General features: G+C 38.3%; 18 protein-coding genes. 3 read left to right on the plus strand and 15 right to left on the minus strand.

What is annotated here, in order from left to right:
- Positions 1-170: 170 nt before the first annotated feature.
- The 4 genes from NST21_RS19095 to NST21_RS19110 all read right to left on the minus strand — a co-directional run bounded on the left by NST21_RS19095 (position 171) and on the right by NST21_RS19110 (position 4,763).
- Entirely contained in the window at positions 171-1,337 is a 1,167-nt protein-coding gene (locus NST21_RS19095) for a M14 family metallopeptidase (protein ID WP_340890712.1), read from the minus strand.
- A 156-nt stretch (positions 1,338-1,493) separates the two neighbouring features.
- Positions 1,494-3,344: an LTA synthase family protein gene (locus tag NST21_RS19100; RefSeq protein WP_056526063.1), complete on the minus strand. Its 1,851-nt coding sequence runs from the start codon at positions 3,342-3,344 to the stop codon at positions 1,494-1,496.
- 224 nt (positions 3,345-3,568) lie between these two features.
- Positions 3,569-4,540, minus strand: a complete 972-nt coding sequence (locus NST21_RS19105; RefSeq protein ID WP_053348133.1) for an ROK family glucokinase — start codon at positions 4,538-4,540, stop codon at positions 3,569-3,571.
- A gap of 13 nt (positions 4,541-4,553) precedes the next feature.
- Positions 4,554-4,763, minus strand: coding sequence for a YqgQ family protein (locus NST21_RS19110; protein WP_053346956.1), 210 nt, complete (start codon positions 4,761-4,763; stop codon positions 4,554-4,556).
- A gap of 238 nt (positions 4,764-5,001) precedes the next feature.
- Here NST21_RS19110 and NST21_RS19115 point away from each other — a divergent pair, with 238 nt between their 5' ends.
- Complete coding sequence (locus tag NST21_RS19115; RefSeq protein WP_340890716.1) at positions 5,002-5,859, plus strand: hypothetical protein; 858 nt, start codon at positions 5,002-5,004, stop codon at positions 5,857-5,859.
- Here the strand turns inward: NST21_RS19115 and NST21_RS19120 are convergent.
- From NST21_RS19120 to NST21_RS19140, 5 genes are all read right to left on the minus strand, one after another.
- On the minus strand, positions 5,854-7,389 hold the full coding sequence (locus NST21_RS19120; RefSeq protein ID WP_340890717.1) for a rhomboid family intramembrane serine protease: 1,536 nt from the start codon (positions 7,387-7,389) through the stop codon (positions 5,854-5,856). The genes NST21_RS19115 and NST21_RS19120 overlap by 6 nt on opposite strands.
- Before the next feature lie 176 nt (positions 7,390-7,565).
- On the minus strand, positions 7,566-7,754 hold the full coding sequence (locus NST21_RS19125) for a hypothetical protein (protein ID WP_053346959.1): 189 nt from the start codon (positions 7,752-7,754) through the stop codon (positions 7,566-7,568).
- 78 nt (positions 7,755-7,832) lie between these two features.
- Positions 7,833-8,405: a 5-formyltetrahydrofolate cyclo-ligase gene (locus NST21_RS19130; RefSeq protein WP_053346960.1), complete on the minus strand. Its 573-nt coding sequence runs from the start codon at positions 8,403-8,405 to the stop codon at positions 7,833-7,835.
- A gap of 202 nt (positions 8,406-8,607) precedes the next feature.
- Positions 8,608-8,757, minus strand: coding sequence for a 50S ribosomal protein L33 (gene rpmG, locus NST21_RS19135; RefSeq protein ID WP_028391797.1), 150 nt, complete (start codon positions 8,755-8,757; stop codon positions 8,608-8,610).
- Positions 8,758-8,875: 118 nt separating this feature from the next.
- Positions 8,876-9,484 (minus strand): hypothetical protein, encoded by a 609-nt coding sequence (locus NST21_RS19140; protein WP_340890718.1) that lies wholly within the window; start codon positions 9,482-9,484, stop codon positions 8,876-8,878.
- Between the two features lie 428 nt (positions 9,485-9,912).
- On the opposite strand from NST21_RS19140, the gene NST21_RS19145 reads away from it, so the two are divergent.
- Both NST21_RS19145 and NST21_RS19150 read left to right on the plus strand, forming a co-directional pair.
- Complete coding sequence (locus NST21_RS19145; protein WP_340890720.1) at positions 9,913-10,305, plus strand: hypothetical protein; 393 nt, start codon at positions 9,913-9,915, stop codon at positions 10,303-10,305.
- Positions 10,298-10,789: a hypothetical protein gene (locus NST21_RS19150; RefSeq protein ID WP_340890722.1), complete on the plus strand. Its 492-nt coding sequence runs from the start codon at positions 10,298-10,300 to the stop codon at positions 10,787-10,789. The genes NST21_RS19145 and NST21_RS19150 overlap by 8 nt, the downstream gene beginning before the upstream one ends.
- A gap of 70 nt (positions 10,790-10,859) precedes the next feature.
- On the opposite strand, the gene phoU is transcribed toward NST21_RS19150, so the two are convergent.
- The 6 genes from phoU to NST21_RS19180 form a co-directional block, all read right to left on the minus strand.
- Entirely contained in the window at positions 10,860-11,513 is a 654-nt protein-coding gene (phoU, locus tag NST21_RS19155) for a phosphate signaling complex protein PhoU (protein ID WP_340890724.1), read from the minus strand.
- An 18-nt stretch (positions 11,514-11,531) separates the two neighbouring features.
- The gene (gene pstB / locus NST21_RS19160) at positions 11,532-12,365 is read right to left on the minus strand and encodes a phosphate ABC transporter ATP-binding protein PstB (protein ID WP_053346965.1); all 834 of its coding nucleotides are present in this window, start codon (positions 12,363-12,365) and stop codon (positions 11,532-11,534) included.
- A 16-nt stretch (positions 12,366-12,381) separates the two neighbouring features.
- Positions 12,382-13,260 carry a phosphate ABC transporter permease PstA gene (gene pstA, locus NST21_RS19165; protein ID WP_201223641.1) on the minus strand — a complete coding sequence of 293 codons (879 nt, stop codon included), beginning with the start codon at positions 13,258-13,260 and terminating at the stop codon, positions 12,382-12,384.
- A gap of 3 nt (positions 13,261-13,263) precedes the next feature.
- Positions 13,264-14,202 carry a phosphate ABC transporter permease subunit PstC gene (pstC, locus tag NST21_RS19170; RefSeq protein ID WP_402877879.1) on the minus strand — a complete coding sequence of 313 codons (939 nt, stop codon included), beginning with the start codon at positions 14,200-14,202 and terminating at the stop codon, positions 13,264-13,266.
- An 88-nt stretch (positions 14,203-14,290) separates the two neighbouring features.
- The gene (locus NST21_RS19175) at positions 14,291-15,256 is read right to left on the minus strand and encodes a PstS family phosphate ABC transporter substrate-binding protein (RefSeq protein WP_340890726.1); all 966 of its coding nucleotides are present in this window, start codon (positions 15,254-15,256) and stop codon (positions 14,291-14,293) included.
- A gap of 377 nt (positions 15,257-15,633) precedes the next feature.
- On the minus strand, positions 15,634-17,802 hold the full coding sequence (locus NST21_RS19180) for a peptidoglycan D,D-transpeptidase FtsI family protein (protein ID WP_340890728.1): 2,169 nt from the start codon (positions 17,800-17,802) through the stop codon (positions 15,634-15,636).
- Positions 17,803-17,867 lie beyond the last annotated feature (65 nt).

Here is a 17,867-nt window from a genome sequence, read left to right on the forward strand (position 1 = left end):
ACACCTCCCACTTCAAAACTAAAACGCCTGGCATATGTGAGCGAGACATTAGAAAGAGTAAAGATTTCCAATCGAAACCCTTACGACTTTCATTATAAAGTAAAAAAGAGAAAATGTGGCGAATAATTATCTTATATTTTCGTGGAAGTATATTCCTTCAAAAATCGTCATCACATATACAGCCCTGCCATTAAAATCTTCACTGAATCTTCATATATGGTAGGCATATGCGATAGTGGAAGTGGATTAATTCCCTTACCCAACTCAATTGTGAATCCTACCCGCTTGAACTCCTGAATAAACCAATCCTTATACCCTGCATGGCTGTCAACATATTGGACAGCACGGTATCCGCTCCTCTCCTCAAACTCTTTTGCTATATTTGCTGCCTGCTCTGGTTCATGTCCTTCATATCCCCAATAAAACTCTTTTCCCTGTGTATGAAGCGCTAGCACTCTTTCAAAATTTCGTCTTTCAGCCAACTCCTTCATTGCCACTGCTTCTGGCTCTGATAAACAGGTCTCTCCTGGAAAATCCCTCGGTGCAGGCGCCTTTGGAACCTTCCTCTTCTTTTCAATCTCCCAATTAGCTGGATATTGATTATTCAGATCTACTCCACGGATATTGGCTTTCCAGGCATAAAATGCAGGGTTATCATTATTTATTTTCAGCACATCAACCTTTTCCTCTGCAGCCACCTCCCCCTTAAGGACAAGATCAACCCCATCCGGGTTTACCATTGGAACCATCGAAATAGTCACATCTCTATAGAAGGGCAGGCAATCCATTCCGCAAAGAGAACTACCATTCGTAACTGAAAGTAGCAAATCATTCAACCATTTCATCAAGACCGCCGATGTAATCCATTCATTTGCATGAAAAGAACCGTTGTAATGAATAACCTTATCACCTTTACCTATTCTTACTTCAAGGAGCTCTTTCCCTAACACACTCAAACCAATCGATTCAACTTTTATAAAAGGGTAATGAAAAGATAAAATTTCTAGGTCATCAAGAAGCGACTGATAATCATAGAGCTTTTCGGTGACAAGGAGAGGTTCCATGATTCGAACGGGTACAGAAAATGGTCTTTGTTCAACATGATTTACCATTAATAACGCATCAATAGGCAGTTGATATTGTAAAGCAATAGCTGCTAAATCGATATCTAGCCGGGTTTCCTTCTGAAGAATGAAACCCGGAATTTCCACATCCAGGCCTTCTGGCAAAATTCCTTCATGAATATCGGGATTGGCATCCTCAATTAATTCTTTTGGGATTTGAAACAAATCACTGTAATACGCCAACCTATCACCGCTTCTGCTCACAACTCTCATAGCCTTCGCCCCTTTCATTGTTTAATCTTTATGAAACGAAAAGCCGAAAGATGTTCACCAAGCTCCAGCGTTTTATAAAAGGATGCCTTTATCCTGAATTCCAGTTGAATTATCTTTAGAAAAACAAAAAACCTGGTTTTCACCAGGTTCCTTACATCAATGCTCATAAAATCGAAGCAAATCTCCGTATATGATTTTGTCTGAGTATTCAAGCTCTTGCTTTGCCTTTTCCAAATACCTTTCACATGATTCCTTTTCCGTAGGCTCTCCGGTTTTTTTATCATAGCAGGTATCCATAGTATAGAGATAATTCTTCATGATGAAGCTGCTATCGCGAAGAACGGTAAAATCAATTTTCTCCTTAGAAAATAAGTCTTTTCCGAATTCGATATAATCATCATTTTCAATACCCAGTAAATGAAGGAGAGTAGGCCTTACATCAATCTGCCCAGAAACGGTGGAAATGGTTTGTCCCTTCTCTCCAGGAATATGAACGATCAATGGGACACGCTGAAGTTGAATGGATTCGAACGGAGTGATCTCCTTCCCAAGGAACTGGCTCATCGCTGAGTTGTGATTTTCCGAAATTCCATAATGGTCGCCATATAATACAATAATAGAATCTTCATATAAACCGTCACGTTTCAAATCTGTGATAAATTGTTCTAACGCTTCGTCAGTATAGCGGACAGTCGGAAAATATTGATTCAATGTTTTGGAATTAGAATTGTATTCTTCCAATGTCCTGTCTTCTTCATTCAAAGTAAATGGGAAATGATTGGTTAAAGTTATGAACTTTGCATAAAAAGGCTCCGGCATTCCCTTTAAGTGAGCAATTGATTGCTGGAAAAATGATTTATCATTCAAACCCCAATTGACCGAATTTTTTTCTGAAACCTTATAATCATCACTATTATAAAAACGCTGGTACCCAAGAGATTCATACATCAAATCACGATTCCAAAAACTTTTGTTATTGGCATGCAAGGAAGCTGTATAGTAGCCATTTTCCTTTAATATTTCAGGAGTAGCTTTATATTCATTCTGGGCATGTGTAAAAAATACCGCGCCTCGTCCTAATGGATAGAGAGAATTTTCAATAATGAACTCGGAATCAGACGTTTTTCCTTGACCAGTTTGGTGATAAAAGTTATCAAAGTAATAGCTCTCTTTAATAAATTTATTCAAAAACGGGGTGATTTCTTCACCATTCACGGTTTTATTGATGACAAAGCTCTGGGTGGATTCCAATGATACAAGAATCACATTTTTTCCTTTGGCAAGCCCATAGAAGTCATCATTCTCTGCTTTTTGATTGGCGCGAACATAATTTTCAATCTCAGTCAATTCACTGCCATCTGCTAAAGCACGCTGAGCCGATGACTTTGTCTGTAATATTGCATCATACAGGTGGTAATGGTACGTACCGATGTTTTTAACGAGGATTTCACGGTCAAAAGTACGAGTAAGGAGTTCAGGACGCTCCGCTTCTGCTAATGCTAGGTTAAAAAACGTAATTCCTATCGTCATTAGTAAATAGAATTTTCGATCCTGCAGATTGTTCGCTCGATTAAAGAATAATTTCGGTTTATATTTTAAAAGTATTATCAAGAAAAGAAGATCAACAAAATACAAAAGGTCACTCGCATTAATCAGTTCATGAACACTGCTTCCAAGGTCGCTCATATTGCTCGTCTGAAAAAGCACTGGAATGGTTAAAAAATCATTAAAAAAGCGAAAAAAAACAAGGTTGGCAAACAGTACTAAGGTAATTAAAAAACTCATGGTCAACAAATAGGCTGTTCGTCTGGTTTCTTTCAAAAAAATATTTATGCCAAGAGCTAGTAAAAGGAAGCTGACCGGATTAATGAATAATATGATTTCCTGAATCCAATTTTCAATATCTATCTCAAAACTTGTTTTATAAGCGATGTATGTTTTAAGCCAAAGTGATAAAAACACAACCCAAAATAACGAATATTTCTGATTCTTGAAGTCCCTTTTCAATCTGGTCCCTCCTAATAAAAAAAGCGTTGGAGCTATAATCTTTTACTTCCAAACAACAAAACACTTCCATCACGATTCATTGTTCACTTACAACTGATAGTTAGTAGAAACATTGAACTTCCTAACTGAGATGAAGCCTTACAATTTGTTAGATGCACAAACTTTTTTGAAAATTGCATTAATTAACCTTATAACCCTGTTTGTACAGGGTTATAAGGAAAGAATCATGGATTTAATTGATTTTTAATAAGCCAAGCTGCTCCAATTACCCCTGCATCATTGCCTAGTGTTGCAAGGCTAATTTTCGTTGATTTACAAACCCGCTTAAATGAATATTTTTCAAATGCCGAACGGACATTGGCGAGCAGAATGTCTCCCGCTTGTGAAACGCCTCCACCAATAACGATTTTATCTGGATTCATGACATTCCCAACATGTGATAAGGCTAACCCTAAGTAATTGCATACCTTATCTACCACAGCTTTAGATAGAGGATCACCTGCATTTGCACATTGGAATAACAATTTAGAAGAGAGCATAATTCCCTCGTTGATTTTCTGCTGAAGAAGGGACATTTGCTCGGAATTGTGCAAAGCCTCTAAAGCCAGTCGGACGATTCCTGTTGCTGAAGCAACCGTTTCCAAACAACCCGTTTTCCCGCAATTGCATGGAGCTCCACCATCTGTTACAACGGTTATATGTCCGATTTCACCCGCCGCCCCACTTGTACCATGGACGATTTGCCCATTATGGATGATTCCGCCACCTACACCTGTTCCAAGAGTAACACATACAAGGTCCTTGGCTCCATTACCCGCGCCTTTCCACATTTCCCCCAATGCTGCCATATTGGCATCATTATCGATTACAGCCGGAAGAGATGTCTCCACTTCCAATAGATCTTTTAAAGGATAGTCTTTCCATCCTATATTGATGGCTTCATAAATGGAACCGTTAACAAATTTCACAGGACCAGGGGCGCCCATTCCTATACCTAACACTTTACTCTTCGGTTCATTGAGTTCTTCAAGCTTCGCATCAATCGCTTTGGCTATGTTCATCGTAATGAATTTACCATTTTCGGAGATGTCAGTGCTGATTTCCCATTTATGAATAATCTCTCCGTATAAATTAATTAGAGCAAGCTTGGTAGTTGTACCGCCTAAATCGACACCCATCAGCCACTTTTCCATCATTCTCACCTTTTTATCAATTTTTTTTCTGCTTTTCTCTTTCAAGAGACAATTGCTGCCTAATTAAAAGTATCGCCATTTGATAATCTTTCGTGTCCATCATCTGCATTCGATGAATTTCTCTGATTTCTGCTTCCATCAGTTCAAGCTCGGCTAAACGATCACCAATATAAATAAACGTCCCGAATCTTTTCAAATATTGTTGAAGATCATAAAATGTTTTCATAATAAACCTCTTTACTCTATTCTATAGGAAAGTATAACGAATCCGCCGCCATGTAACAAGCGCAGATTTCCCCTTATGATAATTTTTCCCATCCCCTCATAGATGTCCAACTCTATTCATATGATGAAACATTAGGAAAGTGAACGTTCATTGAAGGTCTTTTGAAATTTCCATATTTCATTATTCGAACCAACCTAGTATTTTGAACAGTCATCATTCGTTAAAACGGAGGGGAAAAATGAAACTACAATTGAAGTATACTGCTTTTTTAGTACTAACTACCATTTTTGTCATCCTTTATTTTTCAAATAAAAATCAGGTAGAGGAAACCATTATTTATTTTCCTATCGATACCTCTCTCCATTTTGAACAAGCTGCCACTCATTTGACGCCGAAAAAAATAGGAGATTCAACATACTCTATAACTTGGAAGGTCAATTCTTCGTTGGACCGGTCTGCCTACCTGCGCCAAGATGTCTCCCTGCTATACAAAAATGGGAAATTGACTGGATCTTTAAAAAATTGGAGACAAAATAAACAAGGACTCTCCCAAAAAGCTAAATCCAAAGAAAGCGAAAGCGGGCGTTATGAAGCCGTAACTTTTCACTATGCCGAGGTACACCCAACTGAAACCATTTTTACCAGTGCTCAACAACTAAGTAAAGATAAACTTTATACCGTAACTACACCAACTTTTCAATATTTCCATAGACCTCTTTCCGAAGTACAGAACGAATGGAAAAAAACGCTGGACAACTTGACCGATGAAATTACTCAAAACAGTTTGGAGGAAGCTAGTAATACATTTCAAATTAATCAAGATCAGTACAAAATTATCTCATTAACCGAGTTACCTTCAAAAAAAAACCAATGGCTTTCTGCCTTTCCCCAATTCCAACGTGAAGAAATTGTAGGAAAGCTTTGGGAAGGACTTTATAAAAATTATGTGTTAGGGGTAAAAAAGGAGGATGGCTCTACTGTGAGTTCACAAGGTAGCACCATCCCCCAATTGCTTGTAGCAAAGAATCAAAGTGAAATACTTGTCTTGTTTACACTGGAAGACGGTACCCCTATTATGCTACGTCAGAAGCTATAGTTGATTTTCAATTTTTTTTAACAATTTAGTATATGATTTTTTCTCTGGAGCAAGCTCAATTGCCTTTTGAGCTTGTTCTTTAGCTTGATCATATAACCCTAGATTCACATAAACTAAAGCCAGATTGTAATGGGCTTCATGTAATTCAGGATTTTGTTCAATCGCTTTTTCATAATAATCACGAGCCTGATTTATATCCTCTGCGCCAAAAGATAAATTCCCTAGTATAAAAAGTGAAAGCGGTGCGTCAGAATTTTCATTCACATATTTGATCAATATATCCTCCGCTTTATCTTCTTCTTCATTGTCAATGTATTCCTGGGCCAACATAGCCATGGTTTTATCATCTATAGCTGCACTATTCTGATGGTTAAAACCGAATTGCAGCAAGATATATGTCAGTACTGCCGTTCCTATTAAAAAGGCCAGCTGACGCAAGAGATTTTTAGCTTTTGGAAGGTGGACCACTCCAGCAGCCAAGAAGCCGCCAATCAATCCGCCAATATGCCCTGCATTGTCAATGCCTGAAACAGTGAAACCATAAACTAGATTAATAATAATTAAAACGATGACCGAAGAGCCCATAGATCGCATAAATAATTTCGGATATACAATTCCAAAATACAGAAGTGCCCCAAAGCAGCCGAAAATAGCACCGCTCGCTCCTGCTGAAAGATTTGGTGTCATAATAAAGCTGCCCAAAGTCCCGGCAAACCCAGCAAAAATATAAATGAATAAGAACCTGGCGTTTCCATAAATCCTTTCTACTTCAGCACCGATTAAATACAACGAAAATGTATTCATAAGTAAATGGATAAAGCCAATATGGACGATCATCGGGCTAAAGAATCTCCACCATTCCCCTTGTATGATGTAGGGAGAATATTTAGCTCCAAACTCAATCAGCGTCTTCGAATTGGTGCTTCCACCATTGAACTCCATCAAGATAAAAACAGCTATTTGTATAGCAATGAATATATATGTAAAGAATGGTTTAGAATTTTGAAACACTTTTTGCTCAGCCTTAGTCTTTTTAACGGATTCCGTGATGGCGGCCTGCTTTAACGTGAGAACTTTTTCTTCATCTAAATCTTCAGCTTTCAGATCGTGAATGGTTAGCGGTTTTTTTAGGACATGCTCAAGATTTTGTAACGAAGCGGGAAACGTTTCACAAGCTAAAATAAACGTGTTAACCTTCGATTTTTGAAATGATGCAGGCTGCAAACTAAATTCATAATCATCTACAGGAGCAAATTTACTAACGTAGATACTTAATATCGAAATAGGTTTTTTGTATAATTTTCTTCGGATTTTTTCCCCATTCTGCAAGGTTCGGTCAATATCGCGTTTCAGCCAGTTTGCCCAATCCAAATCATGACGAATAAGTCTGATGACCGGGAACTCCTTATTTTTATCGCTTTCGAGCCAAATCTCCTGATGGTTTTCCGTGACAGTGATCATTCGATAATCATATTGGGTTGACAACTGCCTTACAATCTCCCAAAACAAATAATCCTCTTTAAATCCCAATACCTTCCCCACTTTCCAATGAATCTTTTCCTTCTAAAATTCCTGTTTCATTTAATTAAAACTATAGACGAAATTAAGAAAAAAGTAAAAAAAGAGACTGTTTAATTCCAATCTTTCTCTCCTTTTAAATAAAAAAGGAACCCTTATTCAGGTTCCTTTTTAAAAGGCTGACATCATCATTTGGTCTGACTGAACATGCTTTGCATCATTTTATCCCTGACAATTGGCATATCCAAGGATTTGGTCACTAGAAACCTTCTTACTAAGCCGTTAGATAGCGCAACATTTATCAAGCGATACCGGTTTTGATAGCCTGCATAAACCACTAATCCAACCAAGAAAATCTGAACAATTAATCGAAGCATAACAATCCCTCCTACCGTTAGTGTGATACAGGATAGGATTTTTATGAGCTAAAAATGATAATTAATGAACTTCATCTTCTAATGGGCATATGTCCGTAAAACCTTTGTTGGGGTAATAAGTTTACCCACCGCGATATCATGCACCTCAATAGGCAGATCATCTATTATTTGAACTTCGTATGTAAGAGCTAATGTAGCTCCTCGGTAGTAAGAGAGAAAACGGTCATAATAGCCGCCCCCAAACCCCAGTCGATACCCTTCTTTTGTAAAAGCAAGGCCTGGTACAACTAATACATCTAATTCCTCAATAGTAGCTTTATTTGTTTCAGCTACAGGTTCAAGTAGTCCATAATAAACAGATTCCAGCTGATTAAAGGACATAATCTTTTTGAACTCCATCGTTTTCTTTTCAGGGTCACATTTTGGAACGGCTACTTCTTTTCCCTCACTCCATGCTTGCTCGATAATACGGACAGTTGGAACTTCCGGAGGAATTGAAATAGTAATCCCAATGGTTTTAGCTTTTTTCCATTCATCAAGGGAAAATAAGTTTTCAGCAATTTTATTCGATAATTCTTCGTGCTCCTCTTTGGTTAGCTCCATTAAACGAGATCTAACTTCCTGCCGGAGCTTTTTCTTATGTTCTCTCATCTTTTCCGACTCCTTTAGTCTACTTCTATTATTATCTCATAATATTTATTCATTTACTAAATACGAAGTAGAAAATTGTCGAATTATTCCGTGCATATTAGAAAAAGGTTCATTAAAAGGGGCTAGATTCTTTCAAAAATCGAATATTAAAGTGGGGACAATCAAAAAAGCATAAAAAAAACAACAGGAAAAATCCTGTTGCTTACTTTGTTTCACGGTGAGTGGTGCTGCGTTTTTCTCTTGAGCAGTATTTTTTAAGCTCAAGACGGTCTGGATTGTTACGTTTATTTTTTTTAGAAATATAGTTACGGTCTCCACATTCAGTGCAAGCTAACGTAATATTCACGCGCATGTGTATTTCCCTCCAAACATATTGACTTTTTCACATAGGACTTTTCTATAATAGCATTATTTAGTGTGAATTGCTAGTATGTTTTTCGGGAAATACAACATAAACTTTTTTTTATAGTTTATTTACCCATGTTTTGCATCGTCAGGAGAAGCTGATTATTTATGACTTTCGCTTCTTCTCTAGTTTCAGCATGAATGGCCCAAGCGACCGCCTCCACACATTCCTTCGGCAAGATCTCCGTCTCTAAGGTAAACATACTCGTGACCTCTCCCTTGGCAAGCGGTGAATAGGCAAGTAGTCCTTCTTTCAGTGATTTAAAACACCCCTCTTGATAAAGGCTTCCTTTACCTTGAATGCAATATTGCGAGATGCTTTTACCCTTTACCAATCCCCCTAATAAAGCAATCGATTGAGGGGCAACATGTAAAATCGCCCTTTCATTTGGACTGTAAAAAGCCACTGCCTGCCTTTCGAAAGCGTTTTCATAGTGAAAAAACACCTTCGGATGTTTAGGCTCAAATGAGGTATTCCTTATCGTAAACTTTGAAAAGGTTACCTGTCCCTGATTATAAGTTTGTACAAGCGTCCGTATCTCTCCATTAGGATGACTCATTATATCCTCTTCAGGATACCAATCAAAACTCTCGTCCATCCATAGCCCAGCCTTTAACCCCTTTCGATATAATTCCTGGTTATCCTGCGGCATATACGCGGATAGTGAACTCATACAATCATCCCTTTCTCTAATTAATTTATATATAACTTATCGTTAGGCGCTGACAGCGTAACTATCCTTATTAGATTCTGCACACCATATTCTTCTTTAGTTTCACTTATAATTAACTATTCAAAATATTTCGTCTTTTCTTTTTATTCTATCTTCATGTTAGCATTGAATTGGCTTATGGACAATAAACACATTTTGTCGAATTTTATGTAAGTTGGCTAGCAAAGGGTTTTTTCCCGTTTTAAAATCAAAAATTTTCCATCTCAGTAAAAGGCATCATGTTTTTCGACAAAAATTTGTTACAAATAAGACATAATTATGAAGCTAAGCAGTATTTTAGATGATATAAAAATATGAAAATCACCAATTTTTCTTAAATATGTGTAAAATATAAGTAAATGTCGAAAATTCTCTTCTGAGGTGAAAGCATGGAAGCCCTTATTATCCTATTATTCTCATTAGCCACCGTTATACTTATGATATCTTTTTTCAAACAAGATAAGATTGCCAAGTTAGAAGAAGATCTAGAGCAGATGACCTTAACCTATATGCAGGATATCTACCAATTAAAGAAGAAAGTGAAGATTCTTGAGGAGGAATTTGTTATTCAGGATGAGCTGATTAATCCTGAATCCAAATTCCAACAAGCTGTTTCTTCCAATGAATTGGAGCCTATTCATAAAATTTTAAAAAGCCAGGTTCTTTCTTTATACAGCCAAGGCCTTTCTTTGAACCAAATCGCTGAGCAATCCTCTTTAACAACGGAACAAACCATCTCTGTCATCGAACAACATAGATTGCCGGGAAACGAAGATGAATAAAGCAACACTGCAGGGTCTTTCCGCCGGTATCATTTTTTCCACCGCAATATTTGCTGGCTTTTATTATGGCACAGGGGCGAATGCAAGCCACGCTCCGACTACGGAGGAAGCTAAGGAATTGCTCGTAAAAAAAGGATTTGTCGTGTCATCTCCGACGGATGAAGGCGAAATAGCAGGCAAGCCCTCGAAGAATGCGGACAAAGAAAAACAGAAAAAACAAGATGTAAGTCCGATTCAGGAAGCGAAAGAGAAAGAGATTTCCAAAAAGGAAGGCTCGATCGTCTCCTATACTTTAAAAGTGAAATCGAATATGACCACTACAGAAATTACCCAGATTCTAGCTAAAGAGAAAATCATCGATGATGCTGCTGGTTTTGAAGCTTATATGAATGAACATGATTTCTCTAAAAATGTTCAAATCGGCGACTTTGTCGTTACAAATAATATGACATACAGACAGTTGGCCCATACTTTAACTCATTAAAAAAAAGAGAGACTTTTTAATTGGACTTTGTCCGAAAAAAAAGTCACTCTTTTTCCATTTAGGAATGTATTCATTCATTCCTGCCAATATATCTCCCTCTTACCAGAAAGTAGATATTTTCAGCTATATTCGTTGTATGGTCAGCCGTTCTTTCTAAATAACGGGCAATTAAAGAAAGCTGTGTGATCTGCTGAAGGTTTTTTTCATCTGAAAGTCGAAGGAGACTTCGAATCATCTCTCCATAAAAGCGATCGACCTCATCATCCATTTCAATGATTTCTCTTGAAAGAACAACATCTTCCTTCTCGAATGCATCTATCGAAAGTTCAATCATCTTTAATGTAATATCATGCATCTGCTTTAATGGTGTTAAAGGCAGAATAAATGGCTGGTCACCGATTCGGATGGCTGATTTAGCGATATTGACGCCAAAGTCCGCCATCCTTTCAATATCTGAAGCTATTTTTATAGCAGCAATGATTCTCCGCAAATCAATCGCAACTGGCTGTTGCTTAGCAATCAGTAAAATCGCAAAGTCATTAATTTCCTCTTCAAGTAAATCAGCTATTGTATCATCATCAATAACTTCAAGAGCCTCTTCAAGATTCTTGTTTTCCAGTGCGGTAAATGATTTTGATATCGCACCTGAAGCTAAATTTGCCAACTTCACTATTTTCTCTTGCAATTCTTTTAATTGAAGCTCAAAATTTTCACGAACAACCATTGTCGCATCTCCTTTTCATTAGCCAAAACGTCCGGTAATATAATCTTCTGTTCTCTTATCATTCGGGTTCGAAAAGATGGTGTTAGTGTCGGAATATTCGATGACTTCCCCATTTAAGAAGAAGGCCGTTTTATCAGAGATACGAGCAGCCTGCTGCATATTATGAGTAACGATGATGATACTGAAATCTTTTTTTAGCTCTTGGACTAATTCTTCTATTTTCAAAGTGGAAATAGGATCAAGAGCAGAAGTCGGTTCATCCATTAAAATGACATCAGGTTCAATCGCCAGACAACGAGCGATACAAAGGCGCTGTTGCTGTCCACCAGAAAGTCCATACGCATTTTCATGCAGACGGTCTTTCACTTCATCCCAAATGGCTGCCCCTTTTAAACTCTTTTCTACGATTTGGTCTAGAATCTTTTTATTTTTGATACCGTGGATTTTTGGTCCGTATATAACATTTTCATAAATTGATTTAGGGAAGGGATTAGGTTTTTGGAAAACCATACCAACCTGTGTCCTTAAATCTTCTACCTTGTAAGACTGATCTAGAATATTGCGGTTCCTATATTTAATCTGCCCAGTCGTTTTAACATCTGGAACAAGTTCAATCATCCGATTTAACGTTTTGATGTAGGTAGATTTTCCACATCCTGAAGGCCCGATAATGGCAGTCACTTCATTTTGATACATATCTAGGTTAATATTTTTTAAAGCATGGTTTTCACCGTACCATAAATTGAGATCTGACGTTTCATACACCGTTTCCTTTAAGAAAACAGAATCTGCATTTTCATTTTCTATTCCAACTGTTGGAGCCTTTTTGGGTCCCGTTAATGTCATATTCATTCTTTCCTTCCTCCAATCAGTATCTTTTCTGGAATTTATTACGGATTATGACAGCTATCGAATTCATTAAAATTAACAGGGCAAGTAAAACGATGATACCTGCAGCCGCAACCTGCTGAAATTCTTCCTGTGGCCGGGATGTCCAGTTATAGATTTGCATCGGTAGCACCGTAAAAGTATCCATGACCGATTGCGGTAAAAAGGCGATGAACAACGGGATACCAACCACCACTAATGGAGCCGTTTCCCCAATCGCCCGGGATAAAGCTAGTATTCCACCTGTCAAAATACCAGGTATCGCAGCTGGAAGAACCACTTTTAAAATTGTCTGCCACTTTGTTGCACCCATTCCATAAGAAGCTTCCCTTAAGTCACGCGGTACAGAACGTATGGCTTCCTGAGCTGCAACAATGATGACTGGCAAGACGAGTAGGCTCATCGTCAAACCTGCTGCCAACACGGAGCGATCCAAGGCTAGAGCCCTAACGAAAACCGTCAAACCGAGCAATCCAAATACAATTGACGGAACACCTGCCAGGTTGGATATATTCAACTTTATAAAAGATGTGATCCAATTCTTTCGTGCATATTCCTCTAAATAAATCGCCGTTCCCACACCGAGAAGAAGGGAAACTGGGGTAACGACGGCCATTAACCATATCGAACCGATAAGAGCTGCCTTTACACCAGCCTCTTCCGGTCTCCTTGAAGCGAAATTCTGGAAGAAATCTAAATTTAAATGACCAATTCCTTGAGTCAATATCCGATAAAATAAAATGGCCAATACCAGAAGGCCAAATAAGGTTGCTAAGAAGAATAATCCTTTACATATCGAGTTAACCGCCAGCCGAGTGGGCATTTTTTTTACAACATGATTTTTGTTTATCAGTTTCATGTTTTAATATTCCTCCCTGAACTTGCGGGAGATGAACTGCGCCAATAAATTCATAATAAGCGTAAAGACGAACAGTGTCATTCCAACCGCATATATGCTGTAGTAAATCGTTGTCCCGTACCCTGCGTCTCCAGTACTCACCTGTACGATATAGGCAGTCATCGTTTGAATAGAATTTGTGACGTCCATACTCATACTTGGAGTCGATCCACCTGCGACACTTACGATCATGGTCTCTCCAATTGCTCTGGATAAAGCCAGGACAATTGAAGCAACGATACCGGACATGGCTGCTGGCAATACCACTTTAATCGTCGTTTCCAGCTTTGTAGCTCCTAGAGCATACGCACCCTCACGAATCGATTTCGGTACTGAGACAAGTGCATCTTCCGATAAAGAGGCAATCATCGGCATGATCATGATTCCTACCACAATCCCAGGACTTATAGCATTGAACATGTCAAGGGAAGGGAATATATCCCTCAATACTGGCGTTACAAAGGTTAAGGCAAAGAAGCCATAAACGATAGTAGGGATTCCAGCTAAAACTTCTAAAATCGGCTTAATGATTCTCCGTGTTTTCTCTGATGCATATTCACTCAAGAAAATGGCGGTTGCAAGACCTATCGGAACTGCAACTATCGCCGCTATTACCGTTACCTTTAATGTTCCAACAACAAGTGGCATAACCCCAAAGGAAGGCGTGGATGCAAAGGGTAACCATTTATGTCCTGTTAAAAACTCCACGATGGACACTTTCTCAAAAAATATAAAAGTTTCAAAAATCAACGTAAGGACTATCCCAATGGTTATAAATACAGAAATCACTGCTGTAAGGAACAACAGCTTAGGAATGAGTTTCTCTATATTCAATCTTTTTTTGCTTTTCTTTTCTAGAATTAATTGCTGTACAGAATAGGTATCTGTTTGTTTCGGTTCCAACATGTATCCTCCATTTCAGACACGCAATATTAAGGGGCTACCCAATCCCTCTATTTATACTAAGAGATTGGGCAGCCTGTTAAACTGATTATTTTTTTAGTTCGTTCAATTTTTCAAGATCCTTCTTGTACTCTTCTTCCGGTAAGCTGACGTAGCCTACTTCTTCAGAAAGCTCTCCAGCATTTTCAATGACGAATTGAGTATAATCAGCCACTTGTTCTTTTTCAGCTACACTTTTATTGGATACATATGTGTACAAAGGACGAGACAGTGGTGCATACTCTCCGCTTTTAATCGTTTCATGTGTCGGCTCAACAGCACCCTTACCATTATCGATGGATACAACTTTTAATTTATCCTTATTTTCTGCATAGTAAGCAAATCCGAAGAAACCAATCGCATTTTTGTCACCTTCTACCCCTTGTACAAGAACGTTATCATCTTCAGAAAGAGTCGCATTTTCGACCATTGGTTTTTCCTCTAAAATAACTTCGTTGAAATAATCATATGTGCCAGAATCAGTTCCCGGAGAGTAAAATTTAATTTCTTCCTTCGGCCATTCCGGACGTATATCAGACCATTTCTTCACTGATCCATTGTCAACCCAAAGCTTTCTTAGTTCGTCAACTGTCATTTTATCGATGAACTCATTATCTTTATTGACAACGATAGAAATACCATCAAACGCAAGCTTCATTTCTGTATACTTAACTCCCTTTTCATCAAGTAACGCACTTTCTTCGTCTTTGACTGGTCGGGACGCATTAGTTAGATCCGTTTCTCCAGCGATGAATTTTTTAAATCCTCCACCTGTTCCCGATGATCCTACAGATACTTTAACATCAGGTTGTGCCGTCATATATTCTTCAGCAACTGCTTCCATGATTGGAAATACAGTCGATGAACCATCCATAATCACTTCGCCCTTGAGTTTATCTGAAGCCGTTTCATTTCCTTTACCGCTGTTTGAAGTATCATTAGATCCACATCCAGCTGCCACTGCTATTACTCCACCCATTACTGCAGTCATTGCCATAAATTTGAAACGTCTCATTTGTATATCCCCCTAAGAATTTTATATGAATATTTTGTCCTACAAACACATCATACGTTTTGACTGTAAATTCCGTTTAAAGCAATTGTAAACATTCAGTAAATAATTGTTTATATATTGTAAAGGTAGTCAAAAAGTAATATGGTACTAATTAACAACAGTATCTTTTACATTAATCACTCTCTTATTTTGTGCCCAGTGGTTATTTACATACGGGGGAAATTACTCCAACTCCAACTGAAGTGATTATAAGTCTTTTTCATAAGGGGAAAGTGCAAAGGTCGAGGCAAACTGATAGCATGACACCACGGAGCAATTTTACTTTATGACAAAAAAACACGCTTTCGGTTTTACCCAAAAACGTGTTTTACGACTTTTTATTCATTTTCCTGACTTTTTCTTATTTCAGCCTGCTCTTTTTGAACGTCTTTACCATTCTCTACCTTCAACTCAGTCGTTTCTTCAGTCTTCCCTTTCTTAGCACGCTCTTTTTTCAGTTTGAAATAAGTATCCATAATCTCTTCGCCAATTTCTTTACTCATATTATGTCCCGAATGGCCCTGGTACGCCCACGGGACAACAACAGCAAAAGCAACTTCAGGGTTTTCAGCAGGTGCATAGCCGACCAACGTGATATTCATCGTATCTTGAGGTTCGCTATAATCCGCTCGGTTCGGACCGTCATAGAACGCTTGCGCCGTCCCAGTTTTAGCCGCTACCGTATATGATTTATTCCCAAAGTAAGTATATGCTGTTCCGCCTTGTTCCATCGAAACTTTCTCGAAACCGCTCTGCACACGTTCTATCCATTCTTCCTTCATTTCAAGACGATTAAGGACAGTTGGTGAAACGTCTTCCGCAACAGGACCCAATTCCTCATTATTATCAACAGGATCACGGATTTCCTTAACCATATGCGGCTTCATACGATTTCCACCATTCGCAATGGCTGAAACATATTGCACAAGCTGCATCGGTGTGTACGTATCGTACTGTCCGATTGCGAGGTCAAGCAGCTTACCTGGTGACGTTTCCGAACCTTTGAATCCACTCATTTCATTCGGGAGGTCGATCCCCGTACGGACACCCAAGCCAAACTGGGCAAATGAATTACGCATAGTTGAAAAGGCGCTTGAACTTATATTTAATGGTTCGTTCGGAACATAATTTGCACCTGCAATATTAATCGCTGTCCTAAACATATAAACGTTCGAGGATACTTTTAAGGCGGTTAAATCATTAATATTCCCGAAGTTACTATATGAGCCTTTTTCCTTTGTACCCTTGATTTTCAGCTTCGTATCATAAAAGTAAGTACCCGGCTGGATGGCACCCTCTTGATAACCGGTCAAAACAGTTGCACCTTTTACGGAAGAACCCATCGTATAGGAAGTCGTAATATTCCCTAATGCAAAGTCCTCTATGGAAGATTTCCCTGTTTTCGGATCCTTCTCATATTTCTTACCAGCCATCGTTAAAATTTCCCCTGTATTAGGATCCATCATAACGACAAAGGCTCTATCCAAGAACTTAGTGTTGCCCATTTTTTTCTTGGCAATCAATTGCTTTTCAATGATTTCCTCTGTTGCAAGTTGTAAATCCATATCAACTGTCAATATAAGATCTTTTCCTCGCGAACCTTCTGTAATCACTTCGGAATCCACAATGTTCCCTGATTTATCGGTCACATTCCTTACCTTAGCTTTCTGTCCTTGAAGAATATCCTCATATTGCGCCTCAATATAACTCTTACCTACTCGGTCATTCCGGCTATAATCGCGTGCTAGATAATAGTCCAGGCTTTCACTAGGTAATCCTTCTTCAGAAGAAGAAACTTTCCCTAACACAGATTTGAGCGTTTTATTATACGTATAGAAACGATCCCAATCCGTTGATACATCAACCCCAGGAAGCGAATCAAGGTTTTCACTCACCTTTGCAAATTCTTCCTTCGTTACTTTCTTGTTTTTCACAATTTGCGGAGTCAGAGCATATCCACTTGCGAATTCTCTATAAATAGCAAGGACTTCCATTTCTTCTTTAGGAATCTCCATTTCTTTTTCAGTAATTCGATCAAGCTGAAGCTTATACAAATCACCTTCTTCAAGCTCGCCCTCTTCTACTTTTTTTCTCTCTTTATCCGTAATCTTTTTCTCGGCAAGCTCTGGATTATTCAAAATCCAAAAATCCTTTTTATCACGATCCGTCACTTTATTCGTTTCTTTATCAATCAACTTCGCAAGTTTCTCAGCCGTTTCGACCATTTCAATTTGTTTCGTACCTTGCTTTCTTGTATATGTAATTGCATCCAGTGGTTGGTTGTCGACCATCAGTTTTAAATTACGGTCATACATTTTCCCACGGGGCACCGAATTATTCACGGTCACTTCCTCTGTTCTTTCAATCTCGCGCCGGTAATCATCACCATACACAATCTGTACAACACCCAAACGCAAAACTAAAGCAGAAAACAAAACAAATACTAAAAAGAAAAGAATATTCAATCTGAAAGGCACATGCGTCTTTTTCTTTTTCTTTTTATTCACACTAAGCCACACATCCTTTTTACATAGTCATAATAGTCCTATACCATTCTATAGAACATTTATAT

It is taken from the genome of Peribacillus sp. FSL K6-1552, from assembly GCF_038005205.1.
GTDB classification, from domain to species: Bacteria; Bacillota; Bacilli; order Bacillales; family DSM-1321; genus Peribacillus; species Peribacillus butanolivorans.

Coding starts and splice junctions, on each gene's coding strand:
- NST21_RS19095 (WP_340890712.1), bottom strand. CDS start 1,337: ATGAGAGTTGTGAGCAGAAGCGGTGATAGGTTGGCGTATTACAGTGAT.
- NST21_RS19105 (WP_053348133.1), bottom strand. CDS start 4,540: ATGATGGAAAAGTGGCTGATGGGTGTCGATTTAGGCGGTACAACTACC.
- NST21_RS19110 (WP_053346956.1), bottom strand. CDS start 4,763: ATGAAAACATTTTATGATCTTCAACAATATTTGAAAAGATTCGGGACG.
- NST21_RS19115 (WP_340890716.1), top strand. CDS start 5,002: ATGAAACTACAATTGAAGTATACTGCTTTTTTAGTACTAACTACCATT.
- NST21_RS19125 (WP_053346959.1), bottom strand. CDS start 7,754: ATGCTTCGATTAATTGTTCAGATTTTCTTGGTTGGATTAGTGGTTTAT.
- NST21_RS19130 (WP_053346960.1), bottom strand. CDS start 8,405: ATGAGAGAACATAAGAAAAAGCTCCGGCAGGAAGTTAGATCTCGTTTA.
- rpmG (WP_028391797.1), bottom strand. CDS start 8,757: ATGCGCGTGAATATTACGTTAGCTTGCACTGAATGTGGAGACCGTAAC.
- NST21_RS19140 (WP_340890718.1), bottom strand. CDS start 9,484: ATGAGTTCACTATCCGCGTATATGCCGCAGGATAACCAGGAATTATAT.
- NST21_RS19145 (WP_340890720.1), top strand. CDS start 9,913: ATGGAAGCCCTTATTATCCTATTATTCTCATTAGCCACCGTTATACTT.
- NST21_RS19150 (WP_340890722.1), top strand. CDS start 10,298: ATGAATAAAGCAACACTGCAGGGTCTTTCCGCCGGTATCATTTTTTCC.
- phoU (WP_340890724.1), bottom strand. CDS start 11,513: ATGGTTGTTCGTGAAAATTTTGAGCTTCAATTAAAAGAATTGCAAGAG.
- pstB (WP_053346965.1), bottom strand. CDS start 12,365: ATGAATATGACATTAACGGGACCCAAAAAGGCTCCAACAGTTGGAATA.
- pstA (WP_201223641.1), bottom strand. CDS start 13,260: ATGAAACTGATAAACAAAAATCATGTTGTAAAAAAAATGCCCACTCGG.
- NST21_RS19175 (WP_340890726.1), bottom strand. CDS start 15,256: ATGAGACGTTTCAAATTTATGGCAATGACTGCAGTAATGGGTGGAGTA.